The sequence below is a fragment of the Achromobacter sp. MUI-25009338 genome (genome assembly GCF_057359325.1).
This window is the reverse complement of sequence record NZ_CM170627.1, coordinates 3788620-3806446: the sequence shown is the minus strand read 5'-3', so window position 1 is coordinate 3806446 and position 17827 is coordinate 3788620. Positions and strand designations below refer to the sequence as shown.

Here is a 17827-nt window from a genome sequence, read left to right as displayed (position 1 = left end):
GCTCTTGCGTATTAATTTTCCGGTGTTGGCTGTCGTAGTACCAGGGAGGATGCATGCCGCGGGCCGGGAGAAGCCGCTCGGGGCCATCTTTCCCGCGGCGCTAGATCAAAGTACTGTAGGAATACAAGGAAAAAGAGGTGCGTTGCCTCTGATATGTGGCGTTTTTTTGCGAAACCAATGCATAACTTAAAAAATGTTACAGCCCTTGGGTTCCTTGCCGAACCGCAACGCCAGGGGCATATGGATAGGGGGCTCCGTGCGTGAGAGTTACCTGCTCGCACTGTGCCTGGTGCTGGCAGCCGCCCTTGTGGCGATATGCCTGATCTTTGTACGCAGGGAGCGCGCGCTACGGCGCCGCCTGCGGTTCGATGAACTGACCGGCCTGCTCAGCCAGCAGGAATTGCAGCGGCGCGCGCGCGGCTGGTTCGACGGCGGCCGTTCGTGGCGCGGCGCCTTCTTCCTCGTCGGTTTCGAGCAGTATGCCGAGATCAGCGCCATGTTGCGCGCCGGAGAAGACCAGGCCCTGCTGGCGCAGGTGGCCGGCCGGCTCGGCCTGATCGCGCGCACGCTCGGGGGCGTGGCGGCGCGCACGGGGGCGGCCAGCTTCACGGTCTGCGTGCCCGACGTGGACGAGCAGGGGGCGGCGCAGGTGTCGGCCAAGCTGCTGGACGACCTGAGCGCGCCCCTGGAACTGGGCGGCCGTACCCTGGTGGTGGTATTCCGGGTCGGCGCCGCGCTTTATCCCGAACACGGACGCAGCGTCGAGGAACTGCAACGTTGCGTCCAGGTGGCGATGGTGCCGCTGAAGGCGCGCGGCGGCCCGGGCTGGAGCCTCTTCGATTTCCGCATGCTGGCCCACCAGCGCGACCAGCAGGGCCTGGAAAACGATCTGCGCCTGGCCCTGACCACGCCGGCCATGGAACAGTTCGAGCTGTATTACCAGCCGGTCTGGGACAGCAGCACGGGCGTGGTGCAGGGATGCGAGGCGTTGTTGCGCTGGCATCATCCCGTGCTGGGCAGCGTGTCGCCGGCCGTGACCATCGAACTGGCCGAGCGCAGCGGGCTGATCGTGCCGCTGGGGGCCTGGATTCTGGAACGCGCCTGCACCCAGGCGGCGCAATGGCCGGCGGCATGGCGCGTGCACGTGAACCTGTCGGTCAGGCAGATGAACGAAGGCGGCCTGGTGGACCTGGTCTCCAGGGCGCTGGCCGGCGCCCGGCTGGAGCCGCGCAAGCTGGTACTGGAGATCACGGAATCGCTGTTCATCCTGCACTACGAGCAGCACGTGAAGGTCTTGAACGCGCTGCGCGCCATGGGCGTGGGCATGGCGCTGGACGACTTCGGCTGCGGCTATTCCAGCCTGAACCACCTGCGCTCGCTGCCGATAGACTGGGTCAAGATCGACCGCAGCTTCATTTCCGCGCTGGAGTCGGACGCCGGCAGCCGCGAGGTCGTGTCCGCGCTGTTCGGCCTGTGCCAGGCGATGCACCTGCCGGTGGTGGCCGAAGGCGTCGAAACCGAGGGCCAGCGCGAGATCCTCAAGTCGCTGGGATGCCGGGTCATGCAGGGCTACCTGCTGGGACGGCCCGCGCCGGCCTCGGAAATCCAGGCTTTGGCCTCCGCGGTGTCATAATCGGGGTTGCTTGCAAACCGACTCCGCTGACTCCTTATGCCCGGCAACACCTTAGGTACTCTCTTTACCGTCACCAATTTCGGCGAATCCCACGGCCCCGCCATCGGCTGCGTCGTCGACGGCTGCCCGCCCGGATTGCCCCTGGAGGCCTCCGACATCCAGCTGGAACTGGACCGCCGCCGTCCCGGCACCTCGCGCCACGTCACGCAGCGCCAGGAAGCCGACCAGGTCGAGATTCTGTCGGGCGTGTACGAAGGGGTGACGACGGGCACGCCGATCGGCCTGCTGATCCGCAACACGGACGCGCGCAGCAAAGACTACTCGAACATCGCCGACACCTTCCGGCCCGGCCATGCCGACTACACCTACTGGCGCAAGTTCGGCGTGCGCGATCCGCGCGGCGGCGGACGCTCGTCGGCGCGCCTGACCGCGCCCACCGTGGCCGCGGGCGCCATCGCCAAGAAGTGGCTGGCGCAGCAGTACGGGGTGCAGGTGCGCGGCTACATGAGCCAGCTGGGCCCGATCTCCATTCCTTTCGTGTCCTGGGACGAAGTCCCCAACAATCCGTTCTATGCGCCCAATGCCGGGATCGTGCCCGAGCTCGAAGCCTACATGGACCAGCTGCGCCGCGACGGCGACTCCATCGGCGCGCGCATCGAGGTGGTGGCCGAGAACCTGCCGGCGGGCTGGGGCGAACCCATTTACGACCGACTGGACGCCGACATCGCGCACGTGATGATGGGCCTGAACGCGGTCAAGGGCGTCTCGATCGGCGCCGGCTTCGACAGCATCGCCCAGCGCGGCTCCGAACACGGCGACGAGATCACGCCCGATGGTTTCCTGAGCAACCACGCGGGCGGCGTGCTGGGCGGCATTTCCACCGGCCAGCCGGTGACCGTGTCGCTCGCAATCAAGCCGACCTCCAGCATCCGGGTCGAGCGCAAGTCGGTGAACCGCGCCAACGAACCGGTCCAGGTGCAGACCCTGGGCCGCCACGATCCTTGCGTCGGCATCCGCGCCACGCCCATCGCCGAGGCGATGCTGGCGCTGGTGCTGATCGACCACGCCCTGCGCCATCGCGCGCAATGCGGCGATCCGGTCTGATACGCTGGCGTTCCCCGCAATACGTACTTCGAATACCTGGAGGCCGACATGATCCGGAAACGTTTCCCGCTGCGCCAGGCGGGCGCGGCGCTTGCGCTGGCCGCCCTGGCCGCCCTGGCCGGCTGCACGGGCATGAACACCACCCAGTCCGGCGCCATCGGCGTCAACCGGACCCAGTACATGTCCAGCATGGTGCCTTCGCAGGCGCTGGACCAGGAAGCCAGCCAGCAATATGCCGACATCGTCAAGCAGGCCAAGGCCAAGGGCCAGCTGGACCGCGACGCCCAGCAGCTCGCGCGCGTGCGTGCGATTTCGCAACGGCTGATCGCGCAGACGCCGGTGTTCCGGCCGGACGCCGCAAGCTGGAACTGGGAAGTGCACGTGCTGTCCAGCGACGAAATCAACGCCTGGTGCATGCCGGGCGGCAAGATCGCCGTCTACACCGGCCTGATCTCCAAGATCAAGCCCACGGACGACGAGCTGGCGGCGGTGATGGGCCATGAAATCGCCCACGCGCTGCGCGAACATGCCCGCGAGCGGGTGTCGCAGCAGATGGCGACGAGCCTGGGATTATCGGTGCTGTCCATCGCGACGGGCTCCAGCGTGGCTTCCGACCTGGGCGGCCAGCTTACCAACGTGATGTTCACGCTGCCCAACAGCCGCACCCACGAAACCGAGGCCGACCGCATGGGCGTGGAACTGGCGGCCCGCGCCGGCTTCGACCCGCGGGCCGCCGTGACGCTGTGGCAGAAGATGGGCGCGGCCGACCAGGGCAGCGCCCCGCCCGAGATCCTGTCGACCCACCCGTCGGCAGCCTCGCGCATCGCCGACCTGCAGGCCGCGGCGCAGCAGGTGCTGCCGCTGTACGAACAGTCCAAGGGCAAGGCCGCCGCGCGCTGAGCGCGGCCGGCGCCGCGGGCCGCTTCAGGCCCGGCCCGCGGCGATCCTGACGCCGGGGCCGCGCATGATGCCTATGCCCAGCTCGGCCAGGATGCGCTGCGTTTCGGCGTCGGGTACATCCTCGGCATAGACCGCGATATTCAGCCTGCGCGCCGTTTCCAGTACCGACGCGGTCAGCTGCTGGCTGCCGGGGCTTTGCGACATGCCGCCGACGAAACCGCCGCCCAGCTTCACGTAGGACAAGGGCAGGGTGTGCAACTGCGCCACCGCGCCGAACTGCTGCGCCAGGCGGCGCACGCCGATATGCGCGCCGAACTCCGAGGTCACCCGCGCCAGCGTGGCGATCTGTTCGTGGCATTCCACCAGGCCGTGGGCGTCGATTTCCAGGTACAGCCGGCTCGCCAACGGCCGGTGCTCGGTCAGCATCAGGGCCAGCTGGCGGAAGAATTTCTGGCCGCGCAGCGAGGGCAGGGCGACCCGCACGGCCAGTTCGCCGGGATTGGCGGCCAGCCAGTCCAGGCCCAGGCTTACCGCTTCCAGGTCGCAATCCGCCACCAGGTCCAGCCGCACCGCCGGCGGGATGAACAGCGTCGCCGGGATCGGTTCCTGGTCGGCGGCGGTGCGCAGCATCAGCATGGCCTCCACGCGCACCGGGCTGCCGTCGGTGGCCTTCAGGGTTTCCGGGGCCAGCTCGAAACGATGTTCCTCCAGGGCGCACAGAATCGCGTCCTTCCAGGCGCGTTCGCCGGATTCGGAAGGCGTGTGCATGTCGGTCGCGCCCGCGATCACGACCTGGTCGTTGCCGGCGCTTTCGGCCCGCATCAGCCCGAAATCCAGCCGCGCCAGCACCGGCCCGGCCTGATGGCCGTGGCCGTAGTCGGTGATGGCCTGGGCCCAGCGGCACAGGTGGCCTTCGCCGACCGGGATGCGCGAGGCATGCAGGTCGGCGCGCACCTGTTCGGCGATCATCATCGCCTGCGGCGCCGCGCAGCCGGGCAGCAGCAGCGCGAAATCCGATCCGTTCAAGCGCGCCAGCAGCGGCGTGGCCACGTGCATGCGCCGCAGCGTGCCGCCGATGCGCTCGCAGGTCGTGCGCAGCCACTGGTCGATGAATTCGCGCGGCATGTGGCGGTTCAGGTCGGCCAGGTCGCGCTGGCGGAACACCAGGATATGGCCGCCATCGACGGCGCGTCCGGCCACGGCCTGCGGCATTTCCAGCGCGCGGCGGAATTCGTTGACGAAGTACTTGCGGTTGGGCAGGCCGGTGACCGGGTCCTGGTTCAGTTCGACCTGCAACGATTCGATGCGGGCGTTCTGTTCTTCGACGCTGGCATAGACACGCTCGCGCGTCTGGTTCAGGGCCTGCACCACGCCGGACAGCTCGGGCACGCGCGCCTGCACCTGGCCGGCCGGCGATTCCTGGCCGATGCGGCGCACGTGGTCGCTGATCTCGCGCAGCAGCCGATTCTTGATCCAGCCCACCAGCAGAAAGGCGAACACGGCCCACAGAATGCCCGCGCCCACCACCAGGGCGATCATCTTCAGGCTGCTGCGCCACAGGGCTTCCCAGGCGTAGGCGTCGTTGGCCACCAGCGTGACCTCGCCGATCTGGCGCCAGCCGTCGCTGACCGCATGCGTGGCCGGCTCCGCGTTCAACGGGGCCAGCGCCCGGAACCAGGCTGGCACCGAGGCCGCGGTGGCGGTCGACTGGCGTTCGATCAGGACCTTGCCTTCGGGATCGGACAGGCGCACCAGCGAAAAATGGCCGCCGTCATATAGCGCCGACACCAGCAGTTCCTGCACCACGGGATCGTTGTTGGCCGGCTGCGACAGCGACAAGGCCAGCGAGACGGCCGCATCGGTGCTCTGCACCTTCAACTGGCCGGAGAGGTATTCGCGGGCCGAGTTGACGCTTAGCGCCAGCGTGCCCAGCAGGATGACGCCGATTGCGAGAGTGACGCTGAGAAGTAGCTGTCTAAGTATGGACATGGTCTTATTTTCCGTACATCACGGGCGCAAACCTTCCCGTTGCATGCGTTGTAGTAGATCACGCCAGCGGCTGAGGCGGTCAACCGGGGCGGCGGGTTTGCCGTCGACATACACGCCGTCGGCATTGAAACTGAACACCGGCGTCAGATCGCGGCGTTGCGTGGCCGGCAGGATGGTCGAGACCAGGCTGTCCAGCACCAGCGGCACGGCGTTGGGGGTCTCGTAGTAGCCAAGCACCATGTGGGCGATCTGGCTGCTGCTCGCGGGTCCGCCGATGCGCGCCCGCACGTAGATGAAGCGCAGCTTGTTGGCCGGCACGCCCAGCTTGAGCAGCGTGAAGTACTTGCCGATGACGTAGTCTTCACAGTCGCCGGCTCCCTTGCCCAGCGATTCCAGCGGCGTGGCCCAGTAGTCGGTCTGACGCCAGATGACACTGTCTTCGCCCGAGAGCAGGCTGCGGTTCCAGAAATCGTTGGCCATCGCGAGCGCGTCGCGCGCCTGGGCCGGCGGCGGGCTGCGCAGCAAGGCCAGCCACGAATCCACCGCGCGCGCGCCCTTGGCGCCATAGCGGCTGGCCGACAGGCTTTGCAGCTTGCCTGCGTCGATCTCCAGGGCGGAACTGCCGCTCCAGGTGCAGGCCAGACACAACAAAGCCCATCGACACAATTTCAGCGCGGGGCGGAAACGGGGAGACGACGGCATGCAGCGGATTTTCACATGTTTCCGAACATTTCAGGTGAAATGGACGAAAAAATGTGCCGTTGGCGGCAGAGCCGCCGCGCGTCCCCGCGCCGCATGGATTCAGGCGTGATCGACGATCAGCTTGTCCTTGCGCAACAGGTCGTTGATGATGGCCTGGTTATTCAGGATCTGACCGTTGGCTCCGTGCGTGAGATCGACGTTCTCCAGCACGATCTTCTGGTCGGCGCCCTGGCTGGCGAGCTGGCCCCGGGTATTGATCTCGATGAGCGTGCCGCCGCCGGCGTCGGCTGGATTCTGCCTGAAGCTCAGGTACTGGGTCAGGGTTGCGTCGCTTTCCCCGACCAGCAGATCCTTCAGGTCCAGGACGTCGCCGCCCTCGGCGGGTTTCAGGATCGAGAAGTCCTTGACCGTATCCACGGCAGGCGCGGCGGTGCTGCCCTGGTCGCCCAGTTCCCACTTGAAGGTGTCGCAGCCCGGGCCGCCCACAAGCGTGTCGTCGCCGCGCCCGCCATGCAGCACGTCGTCGCCGACGCCGCCGTACAGGAAGTCGTCGCCAGAACCGCCGGCCAGCGTATCGTCGCCGGCCGAGCCGTAGCTCACGGCGTCCACGCGTATCGTGATGTCGCTGCTGCGTTGATAGGTGTAGGCGCTGCCGCCGTCGTCGTGGCCCTGGATCGTCATGCTCACTTCCAGGTCGAGCGCCCCGGAAAAGCCCTCGGCCGGTTTCAGCGTCAGCGTGGCCAGGTTCCAGCCCTTGACCTCCACCGAACCCTGGCCTTCCGTGGCAGTGAAACTGTGGCCCTGGCCATCGCTCAGCACGAACCCGGCCAGCAGGTTGCCGATCGCGATGCCGGCGATCCGCTCGCCGCCGGCCAGCGGCAGACGAACGGAATCGGTCTGGATCTGCGACAGCCTGATCGTGGAATTCACCGGGGCTTCGTTATAGCCGTAGACCTTGTAGTGGCCGGCGCCCTCGGTGCCGATCAGGCGGCCCACCGTGAAGCCGGAATCCTCGGCGGCCAATTGTTTCCTGGCGGCCTCGAAACTCGGGAAGAACTTCAGGGCCTTGCCCGGATTGCTGCTGTTTTCCACCCAGACATTGAACATGCCCGGGCCGTTCTGGTTATGCAGGAACATGTCCAGCGTATACAGGCCGCTCTCCGTCGGGGTAAAGGTGAAGGCCTTGACCGTGGCATGGTCGCTGCCCCAGCGCAGGTCCACCACCTGGCCGCCCATGTTGCGGTCGCCCAGCACCACGCGCAGGCTGTCGTCGCCCTGGGCATGCACGGTATAGGTGTCGCCGGCGCGCAGGTAGATCACTCCTTGCGCGTGCACGGCGGTGCCGCCCTGCACATTTCTCCAATCCGAGGCGCCGTCCGCGTTCGGGTCCTTGGCCATCAGATCCTGGACCAGATACTCGCTCGTTTCGGGATGATCTCCCACGAAATAAATGCTTCCATACTTGTGGCCGCGGCCGAAGCCTATCGGATTGCTGGAACGGTATCCATTGCCGTCCGGATCGACGGCCATCAGGCGCTTGATCATGGCTTCCAGCTCGTTGGACGGCGCGCCGTCGCCTTCTTCAGGGCTGCTGTTTTTCAGGCGGTCCAGGATCTCGTTGACCGTCTTGTCCGACTCGGAGAGATCGCGGTCTTTGACTGCCCACACCTTCAGGTTCAGGCCCTCGTTGCTCAACGCCGGCCGCGGCGCATACAGCGGCAGGTCGTCATCATGGACGACGACGCTAGCCGGTCTGGCGTCCGCGCCCACGCCGCCGCGCAGGGCCGGGCTTGCGCTGGCCTCGCCCAGCGACAGGATCAGGTCCTTGTTGCCCTCGACCACGCGATCGTCGGCCAGGGCGGCCGTCACAGTGGCGCTGGACCGGCCTGCTTCGATCGTGACGAAGCGGGGCAGACTGCCGGTATCGCCATCGTTTGCGGCCGCGCCGCTCCAGTTCAGGGCCACCGTGACGGAGTGCCCTTCAGGCACCTTGGCCGCGTTACCGTGCCTGTCGACCAGCGAAACCGTGTAGGAAACCGATCCGTCTGCCTCGCTCACATGGGCCTGGTCGGACTCGACCTTCACCTGCAGAGGGGGCGCGCCGTTATCGTAGCCGTTCAGCTCGATGGTGATATGGCCCTGCTGGCGATCGCCGTCGGCGTCGGTGACGGTGTAGGGGTAAGTCAGCTGCTTGCGTCCGACCTGAAATTCGTTATAGGCCTGGCGGCTCATCTCGAAAACGTAATGGCCGTTGGAGGCGACGATCAGCCGGCCGTATTCATTCAGGATGACCGTCGAGCCGTCGGAGCGCCTGACGCCTTTGTCCCATTGCACGGAGCCCGCGCCATCGCCGCCGTAATGCCAGCCCGGGGTGCCGGCATCGAACAGATTTCCTTCGACCGTGGGCAACGGGTCGGTCGAAGACACGGAGACGAACAACTCGAATGCGTTGCCCTTGTTTTCCTTTGTATTGAACGTAGTCACCGGATTGCCGTTCCTGTCCTTGAATCCCAGGATGTCCAGTACATAGGTCCGGTCGCCGACCTGGAACGTCTGTTGGCGGGTGGCGTTGGATATCCAGACGATATCGTCGACATATCCGCTGCCCCCGCCCGCGTTATTCAGGGTTTCCGCGTGATGCAGCTTGATGGTGTGGCGGATCACCTGCTCGGCCCCATCGATGGTCAGCCGCAAGGCAATATCCAGATCCACCGATGTAAGGTTGCCGGTTCCCTGGTTCACGACGACGGAGTTGCTGTGAGCAAAGGTTCCGATCCGGATGGGCGCGCCCAGCGGATCGATCGAACCGCGTAGCGCTTCGTTATCGAAGAAGGAGTAGCCGGACCGGTAGATGTTGGCCGGCGTACCCCAGGTAATGACGTCTATCCCCGGGTCCGAGTCATTTTGCACCTGGTCCTGGATCGTTCCGTTCGTCAGCCTCCAATTGCTGAATCCGGTTTCCAGGCCGCCGATGCCGACATGGCTGACCGGTACGTCCAGGGTGGTGGCACGAACGGGATTGCCGGCCGGCATGTCGTCTTCGATATTGACCGTGATCTTGCCGGTGCTGCTGGCGCCCTGGGTGTCGGTAACCTTGACGCCGACGTCAAACGACAGCACGTCCTCGGCGCCCGGATTCCGGTGGTCCACCGGGGCCTGCAGCGCCACCGCATACTTGCCCTGGTTGTCGACGGTGACGCTGATGACCGTCTTGCCGTCGGCCGCACCGGTCAAGGTCTGGCCGTCCTCGGCCAGCGTCCAGGCCACGGGCCTGCCGCCGGAGACCAGAACCCCGTCGGCCGGCGCGACCAGCGAGACGCCATAGCCGGCCGCGGCGCCTTGGCCGCTGATCGACAACTGGCCGGTCGCGGTGCGCGCATCGGTGGTATCCGGCGTGCCCTGGTCATCCGCAATGCCGCCGGCCAGGCCTTCCTCGGACACGGATGCGCTTGCATCCTGGACTGCGGGGGGCTGGTAGGCATCCACGATGACGGCGCGGCCGGTGTCTGCGATGCCTTGAGGCAGGTCGGTTCCGCTGCCGGTCTTGCCTCTCAGCTCGGCCTCCAGCACCAGAGTCTCGCGGCCCTCGGAGACGCGGTCGGCCACGGTCTCGACGCTGATCGTGATGCCGCCCTGGACGCCGGCCGGGATGGTGAGGCTGTAGCTGCCGCCGGTATGGGACTTCACGTCGGCGGCGGCGCCGGCGACGGTGGCGGAAATCCTGCCCAGGTCCTTGGCGTCGGCGTCGCCGGCCAGCTTGAAGCTCAGTACGGTATCGGCGTCAACCGCCTTGTCCAGCTTGATCTCGAAGACCGCGCTTTCGCCTTCCTTGATGTCACCCGCGTCGGATACCGTGAGCGTGGGCAGATCTGCGCCCGGGCCTCGGTCGTCGACGATCACGGCGCGACCAGTGCCGGCGATGCCGGCCGGCAGCGTGCCGCTGGAGGTTTCGCCGGTGAGCGTGGCCGTCAGCGTCATCGGTTCGCGTCCCTCGAAGACGGCGTCGTCCACGGTTGGAACCGCGACCACGATGCCGCTCATGGCGCCGGCGGGAAGCGTGAAGCGATAGGCGCCGTCGGCGTTGGCGGTCACCTTGACGGCGACGCCGCCGATGGTGACGACGGGCGTGCCGTGATCTGCCGTTTCGGTCCGGCCATCCAGTTTGAGCGTGATCGTGGTGTCCTTGTCCAGATCGCCCGTATTGCCCAGGCTGATATGGAAGACGGCATCGGCGCCTTCGTTGACTTCTCCGGGGTCGGATACCGTGATGGTAGGCAGGTCCAGCACCGGGGTGACGGTGATGTTGAGGGTCGATCGGACGATGCTGCCTCGGTTATCGGTGACCAGGACGGTGACCTGGTCGGAACCGTTGTAATCGGGAGCGGGAGTGTATGTGTACTCTCCGGTCTGAGAATCGAGGTCGAGCGTGCCGTGTTTTGGAGGCTTGTCGAACCAATAGGTCAGCGTGTCGCCTTCCACATCGGTAGCAACGATCTTGCCCTTCAAGGGTTGGTCTTCGGCAGTCGTGAGATCGTAATCGGATACGACAGGAGAATCGTTGACGGCCGTGATGGTGACGTTGACGGTAGACGGCGTCGTGCCGCCTTGCCCATCGTCGACGAAGACGGTGAACCGGTCGGTGCCGTTGTAGTCGAGAGCCGGAGTGTAGGTGTATTGGCCCGTCTGCGAATCGAGGTCGAGCGTGCCGTGCTCCGGCGGCTGGTTGACCGTATAGCTCAGCGTGTCGCCATCCACATCGGTTGCAATGACCTTTCCCTTGACCGGCGAATCTTCGAAAGTCCGGAGGTCGTGGCCTTTAACGACAGGAACGTCATTGACGGGGGCGATGGTGATGCTGAGGGTCGATCGGACGATGCTGCCTCGGTTATCGGTGACCAGGACGGTGACCTGGTCGGAACCGTTGTAATCGGGGGCGGGAGTGTAGGTGTACTCTCCGGTCTGAGAATCGAGGTCGAGCGTGCCGTGTTTTGGAGGCTTGTCGAACCAATAGCTCAGCTTGTCGCCGTCCACATCGGTTGCAACGATCCTGCCCTTGAAGGGTTGGTCCTCGGCAGTCGTGAGATCGTAATCGGACACGACAGGAGGATCATTGACGGCAGTGACGACGATATTGACGGTCGAGGATGTCTTTCCTCCGTGGTCGTCATCGACGATGACGGTGAACCTGTCAGAACCGTTGTAATCGAGGGCGGGAGTGTAGGTGTACTGGCCCGTCTCCGAATCGATATCGAGCTGGCCGTGCTTCGGAAATTCGATGACCGTATAGCGCAGCGTATCGCCGTCCGCATCGCTTGCAATGATCTTTCCGTTGGCGGGTAGATCTTCGTAAGTCCTGAGGTCATGGCTTTCAACGACAGGAACGTCATTGACGGGGGTGACGGAGATATCGATGGTCGACTTCGTTACGCTGCCTCGGCGATCGTAGACGAAGACGGTGACCTGATCGGAGCCGTTGTAGTCGCGAGCGGGAGTGTAGGTGTACTCGCCCGTCAGATAATCGAGTTTGAACTTGCCATGCTTCGGAGGTTCGTAGAACCGATAGTGCAGCGTGTCGCCGTCCACATCGGTCGCAACGATCTTGCCATTGATGGGCTGATCTTCGAGCGTCGTGAGATCCAGGCTTTCCACGATGGGGGCATGGTTGACGGCGGAGACGGTGACGTTGACGGTCAACGGCGTCTTGCCGCCGTGGTCGTCATCGACGAGAACAGTGAACTGGTCGGCGCCGCTGTAATCGGCATCCGGCGTGTAGATGTACTCGCCCGTCAGCCGATTCAGGTCGAGCTTGCCGTGATTCGGACGTTCGGAAGCCAAATAGCTCAGCGTATCGCCGTCCACATCGCGTGCAATGATTTTTCCCTTGGCCGGCAGACCTTCGTGAGTCCTGAGATCGTGGTTTTCAACAACAGGCGCGTCGTTGACGGGGGTGATGGTGATGTCGGCGGTAGACACCACCAGGCTGCCTCGGCGATCATCGACGAAGACAGTGAAGCGGTCGGAGCCGTTGTAATCAGGCGCGGGAGCGTAGGTGTACTCACCTGTCTGCGAATCGAGGTCGAGCTTGCCGTGCTTCGGAGCCTCCTTGACCGTATAGATCAGCGCGTCGCCATCCGCGTCGGTTGCAACAATTTTTCCTTTGAGGGGCTGATCTTCGAGCGTCGTGAGATCCAGGGTTTCAACGATGGGGGCATGGTTGACGGCGGAGACGGTGACGTTGACGGTCAACGGCGTCTTGCCGCCGTGGTCGTCATCGACGAGAACAGTGAACTGGTCGGCGCCGCTGTAATCGGCATCCGGCGTGTAGATGTACTCGCCCGTCAGCCGATTCAGGTCGAGCTTGCCGTGATTCGGACGTTCGGTAACCAAGTAGCTAAGCGTATCGCCGTCCACATCGCGTGCAATGATTTTCCCCTTGGCCGGCAGACCTTCGTGAGTCCTGAGATCGTGGCTTTCAACGACAGGCGCGTCGTTGACGGGGGTGATGGTGATGTCGGCGGTCGACACCGCCAGGCCGGCGTGGCCGTCGTTGACGAAGACGGTGAACCGGTCGGCGCCGTTGTAATTGGGCGCGGGAGCGTAGGTGTACTCGCCCGTCTGTGAATCGAGGTCGAGCTTGCCGTGCTTCGGAGGCTCTTTGATCGTATAGAGCAGTGTGTCGCCGTCCACGTCGGTTGCAACAATTCTGCCGTTGAGGGTCTGATCTTCGGCTGTCGTGAGCTCGTAATCGGGAACGACGGGACGATCGTTGATGGTGCCGATGATGATGTTGAAGGTCGACGGCGTCTTGCCGCCGTGGCCATCGTCGACGAGGATGGAGAATCGGTCGGTACCGTAGTAATTGAGGGCGGGCGTATAGGTGTACTCGCCCGTCAGCCGATTCAGGTCGAGCTTGCCGTGCTTAGGAGCGTCGGTAGTCAAGTAGCTCAGCGTATCGCCGTCCACATCGCTTGCAATGATTTTTCCCGTGATGGGCAGGTCTTCGAAAGTTGTGAGCTCGCGTTGTTTGACAACGGGAGCGTCATTGACGGGAGTGATGGTGATGTCGGCGGCCGATACCACCAGGCCGCCTCGGCGATCATCGACGAAGACAGTAAACCGGTCGGAGCCGTTGTAGTCGGGAGCGGGAGTGTAGGTGTACTCGCCCGTCCGCGAATCGAGGTCGAGCTTGCCGTGCTTCGGATCCTCCTTGACCGAATAGATCAGCGTGTCGCCGTCCACGTCGGTTGCAACAATTCTGCCCTTGATGGGTTGATCTTCGGCAGTCGTGAGATCGTAATCGGACACGACAGGACGATCATTGGTGGCGCCGATGATGACATTGACGGTCGACGGCGTTTTGCCGCCGTGGTCATCGTCGACGAAGATGGTGAATTGGTCGGTGCCGTAGTAGTCGAGAGCGGGCGTATAGGTGTACTCGCCCGTCAGCCGATCCAGGTCGAGCGTGCCGTGTTTAGGAGGGGCGTCGATCGTATAGCGCAGCGTATCGCCGTCCACGTCTGTCGCAACGATCTTGCGCATGACGGGCTGATCTTCGTGAGTCCTGATATCGAGTTGTTTGACAACGGGAGCGTCATTGACGGGAGTGATGGCGATGTTGACGGTCGATGGGGTCTTGCCGCCGTGGTCGTCATCGACGAGGACGGTGAATTGGTCAGAACCGTTGTAGTCGGGACTTGGGGTGTAGGTGTACTCGCCGGTGGCCAGGTCGAGGTCGAGTTTTCCGTTTTTTGGCGGCTCAGCGATCGTATAGCTCAGCGTATCGCCGTCCGCGTCGGTCGCGATGATCTTGCCCTTGACGGGCTGGTCTTCGTCGATCGTGATGTCGACGCCTTCGACGACCGGCGCGTCGTTGACGGCGGTGACGGTGACGTTGATGGTCGATGTTGTCTTGCCGCCGTGATCGTCATCGACGAGAACGGTGAACTGGTCCGGGCCGTTGTAGTCCGGTTTTGGGGTGTAGGTGTACTCGCCGGTGGTCAGATCGAGCTCGAGTTTTCCATTTTTTGGAGGCTCGGCGATCGTATAGCTCAGCGTATCGCCGTCCGCGTCGGTCGCGATGATCTTGCCTTTGATGGGCTGGTCTTCGTCGATCGTGATGTCGACGCCTTCGACTACCGGCGCGTCATTGACGGCGGTGATGGTGATATTGACGGTGGATGTCGTCTTGCCGCCGTGATCGTCATCGACGAGAACGGTGAACCGGTCAGGACCGTTGTAGTCCGGATTGGGGGTGTAGGTGTACTCGCCGGTGGTCAGATCGAGCTCGAGTTTTCCATTTTTTGGAGGCTCGGCGGTCGTATAGCTCAGCGTATCGCCGTCCGCGTCGGTCGCGATGATCTTGCCCTTGACGGGCTGGTCTTCGTCGATCGTGATGTCTACGCCTTCGACGACCGGCGCGTCATTGACGGTGTTGATGGTGATATTGACGGTGGATGAGGTCTTGCCGCCGTGATCGTCATCGACGAGAACGGTGAACTGGTCTGGGCCGTTGTAGTTTGGTTTTGGGGTGTAGGTGTACTCGCCGGTGGTCAGATCGAGCTCGAGTTTTCCGTTTTTTGGAGGTTCGCCGATCGTATAGCGCAACGTGTCGCCGTCCGCATCGGTCGCAACGATCTTGCCCTTGAAAGGCTGGTCTTCGGTAACCGTCAGCTCCGCGCCTTCGATGACCGGTGCGTCATTGACGGCGGTGATAGTGATATTGACGGTGGATGAGGTCTTGCCGCCGTTGCCGTCATCGACAAGGACGGTGAACTGGTCTGGGCCGTTGTAGTCCGGATTTGGGGTGTAGGTGTACTCGCCGGTGACCAGATCGAGTGTGAGATCTCCATTCTTTGGAGGCTCGCTGACCGTATAGCGCAACGTATCGCCTTCCGCGTCGGTCGCAACAACCTTACCCTTGAAGGGCTGGTCCTCGGTAACCGTCAGGTCCGCGCCCTCGATGACCGGTGCGTCATTGACGGCGGTGATGGCGATATTGACGGTGGAGGAGGTCTTGCCGCCGTTGCCGTCATCGACGAGAACGGTGAACTGGTCAGGGCCGTTGTAGTCCGGATTGGGGGTGTAGGTGTACTCGCCGGTGGCCAGATCGAGCTCGAGGCTTCCATTTTTTGGGGGTTCGGCGATCGTATAGCGCAACGTATCGCCATCCGCGTCGGTTGCAACAACCTTGCCCTTGATGGGCTGGTCTTCGTCGATCGTGATGTCAACGCCTTCGACGACCGGCGCGTCGTTGACGGCGGTGACGGTGACGTTGACGATCGATGTTGTTTTGCCGCCGTGATCGTCATCGACGAGGACGGTGAACCGGTCAGGGCCGTTGTAGTCCGGATTGGGGGTGTAGGTGTACTCGCCGGTGACCAGGTCGAGGTTGAGTTTTCCATTTTTCGGAGACTCGCCGATCGTATAGCGCAACGTGTCGCCGTCCGCATCGCTCGCGATGATTTTGCCTTTGATGGGCTCATCCTCGGCAATCGTGATATTGGCGCCTTCGACCACCGGCGCGTCATTGACGGCGGTGATGGTGATGTTGACGGTGGACGAGGTCTTGCCCCCGTGATCGTCATCGACAAGAACGGTGAACCGGTCCGGGCCGTTGTAGTCCGGATTGGGGGTGTAGGTGTATGCGCCGGTGGTCAGATCGAGCTCGAGGTTTCCATTTTTCGGCGGTTCGCCGATCGTGTAGCGCAACGTGTCGCCATCCACGTCGGTCGCAACGATCTTGCCCTTGATGGGCTCATCCTCGGCAATCGTGATATCGACGCCGTCGACCACCGGCGCGTCGTTGACGGCGGTGACGGTGACGTTGACGGTCGATGTCGTCTTGCCGCCGTGCTCGTCATCGACAAGGACGGTGAATTGATCGGGACCGTTGTAGTCCAGGGAAGGGGTGTAGACATATGTCCCGGTGAGCGGATCGAGATCAACGTTGCCGTGCTTCGGATCTTCGGCAACCGTATAGCGCAGCGTATCGCCATCCGGATCGGTCGCAACAATCCTGCCCTTGAAGGGCTGGTCTTCGGCAACCGTCAGGTCCGCGCCTTCGACGATCGGCACGTCATTGACGGCGGTGATGGCGATATTGACGGTGGATGAAGTCTTGCCGCCGTTGCCGTCATCGACGAGAACGGTGAACTGGTCAGGACCGTTGTAGTCCGGATTTGGGGTGTACGTGTATTCGCCGGTGACCCGATCGAGTGTGAGATCTCCATTCTTTGGAGGCTCGCTGACCGTATAGCTCAACGTATCGCCTTCTGCGTCGGTTGCGACGATCTTGCCCTTGAAGGGCTGGTCTTCGTCGACCGTGACGTCGACGCCTTCGATGACCGGCGGGTCATTGACGGCCGTGACTGTGATATTGACGGTGGAGGAAGCCTTGCCGCCCTTGCCGTCATCGACGAGAACCGTGAACTGGTCCGGGCCGTTGTAGTCCCGGTTCGGGACGTAGGTGTACGTGCCGGTAAGCAGGTCCACTTCGACCTTGCCGTGTTCCGGCGGCTGGCCGATGGTGTAGCTCAGCGTGTCCTGGTCGGCGTCGGTGGCGACGATTGTGCCGCTGAGGGGCTGGTCTTCTGCGATGGTGAGCGTGTAGTCGGAAACTTCCGGCAGGTCGTTGGCGCCGGTGACGGTTACAGTGAGCGAGGCGGTCGAGGTGGCCTGCGACGGGTCGGCGATCGTGTACGAGATCGAGCTGACGGCGGTCTGGCCGGCGCCCAGGGGCTTGAAGTCGCCGCGCGGGTCGAATTCGTAGGATCCATCGGGACGGATGGCGAAGGCGCCGCCGTGGGAGCCGGGGACGGTGAGGCCGTTGGCTCCCATCGGCAGGCCGTTGATGGAGGCAAGCGTCAGCGGGTCGCCGTCGGGATCGCTGTCGTTGGCGAGCAGGTTGCCGCGGATGCGTTCGTCCTGCGAGCCGCTGGCGCTGTCGTCGAGCGCGATCGGCGCCGAATTGGGCGGGCCGGTTTCATCGCCGGCTCCGGCGCCGGCGCCAGGCTGGCGGGGCAGCGCGTCATTGGCGCGGGCCGGATTGGGGTAGGCCAGGTCCAGCGGGGTGGTGGTTTCGAGGATGCGGGCCAGGCGCACGATGCTGGTGCCGCCGCCTTCGCCGCCGCCGGCCAGCACGGCCGCGGCGGGGTCGAGCTGATCGAACGGGTCGCGGCCTTCGCGCAGCGCCGCCAGCAGGCGCTCGGTTTCGCGTCCGACCGGGGGAACGATCGCCGCCTCGGAGATGTCGGCCAGGGGCGAGTCGATTTCCGGGGACATTGCGACGTCGCGGCTTTCGCCGATCACGATCGGCATGCCGTTGCCGGTCTGGAGGGTGACCGTGGCGCCGGCGGCCGTGACGATGTCGCTGCCGATGGGAACCTTGCTGCCCTGGCGCAGCTCCGTCAAGGAGCCATCGCTATTGCGTATCCAGGCGCGGCCGGTGATTTCGTTGACGACGGCGAGGAGGGGAGTAGCCATGATGGTTCCGTTCCAGGA

6 protein-coding genes are annotated in these 17827 nt (G+C 64.1%); 3 read left to right on the top strand and 3 right to left on the bottom strand.

Going from position 1 to position 17827, the window contains the following annotated elements; all coding sequences use genetic code 11:
• Window positions 1-256: 256 nt before the first annotated feature.
• Genes AC1IQ6_RS18095 through AC1IQ6_RS18085 form a run of 3 tightly spaced genes read left to right on the top strand, consistent with a single transcriptional unit; the run spans window position 257 to window position 3637 of the window.
• Window positions 257-1633 carry a putative bifunctional diguanylate cyclase/phosphodiesterase gene (locus tag AC1IQ6_RS18095; protein WP_111827275.1) on the top strand — a complete coding sequence of 459 codons (1377 nt, stop codon included), beginning with the start codon at window positions 257-259 and terminating at the stop codon, window positions 1631-1633.
• A 36-nt stretch (window positions 1634-1669) separates the two neighbouring features.
• Entirely contained in the window at window positions 1670-2737 is a 1068-nt protein-coding gene (aroC, locus tag AC1IQ6_RS18090) for a chorismate synthase (protein ID WP_102771683.1), read from the top strand.
• A 48-nt stretch (window positions 2738-2785) separates the two neighbouring features.
• Complete coding sequence (locus AC1IQ6_RS18085; RefSeq protein WP_485865107.1) at window positions 2786-3637, top strand: M48 family metallopeptidase; 852 nt, start codon at window positions 2786-2788, stop codon at window positions 3635-3637.
• 24 nt (window positions 3638-3661) lie between these two features.
• Here the strand turns inward: AC1IQ6_RS18085 and AC1IQ6_RS18080 are convergent, their stop codons facing one another.
• From AC1IQ6_RS18080 to AC1IQ6_RS18070, 3 genes are all read right to left on the bottom strand, one after another.
• Entirely contained in the window at window positions 3662-5626 is a 1965-nt protein-coding gene (locus AC1IQ6_RS18080; protein ID WP_485865106.1) for a bifunctional diguanylate cyclase/phosphodiesterase, read from the bottom strand.
• A gap of 18 nt (window positions 5627-5644) precedes the next feature.
• Window positions 5645-6328, bottom strand: coding sequence for a transglutaminase-like cysteine peptidase (locus AC1IQ6_RS18075; protein ID WP_181390886.1), 684 nt, complete (start codon window positions 6326-6328; stop codon window positions 5645-5647).
• A gap of 99 nt (window positions 6329-6427) precedes the next feature.
• The gene (locus AC1IQ6_RS18070) at window positions 6428-17809 is read right to left on the bottom strand and encodes a retention module-containing protein (protein ID WP_485865105.1); all 11382 of its coding nucleotides are present in this window, start codon (window positions 17807-17809) and stop codon (window positions 6428-6430) included.
• Window positions 17810-17827 lie beyond the last annotated feature (18 nt).

Bases quoted from the DNA above. Each gene is read 5' to 3' on its own strand.
- aroC (WP_102771683.1), top strand. From the start codon at position 1,670: ATGCCCGGCAACACCTTAGGTACTCTCTTTACCGTCACCAATTTCGGC.
- AC1IQ6_RS18085 (WP_485865107.1), top strand. From the start codon at position 2,786: ATGATCCGGAAACGTTTCCCGCTGCGCCAGGCGGGCGCGGCGCTTGCG.
- AC1IQ6_RS18080 (WP_485865106.1), bottom strand. From the start codon at position 5,626: ATGTCCATACTTAGACAGCTACTTCTCAGCGTCACTCTCGCAATCGGC.
- AC1IQ6_RS18075 (WP_181390886.1), bottom strand. From the start codon at position 6,328: ATGCCGTCGTCTCCCCGTTTCCGCCCCGCGCTGAAATTGTGTCGATGG.
- AC1IQ6_RS18070 (WP_485865105.1), bottom strand. From the start codon at position 17,809: ATGGCTACTCCCCTCCTCGCCGTCGTCAACGAAATCACCGGCCGCGCC.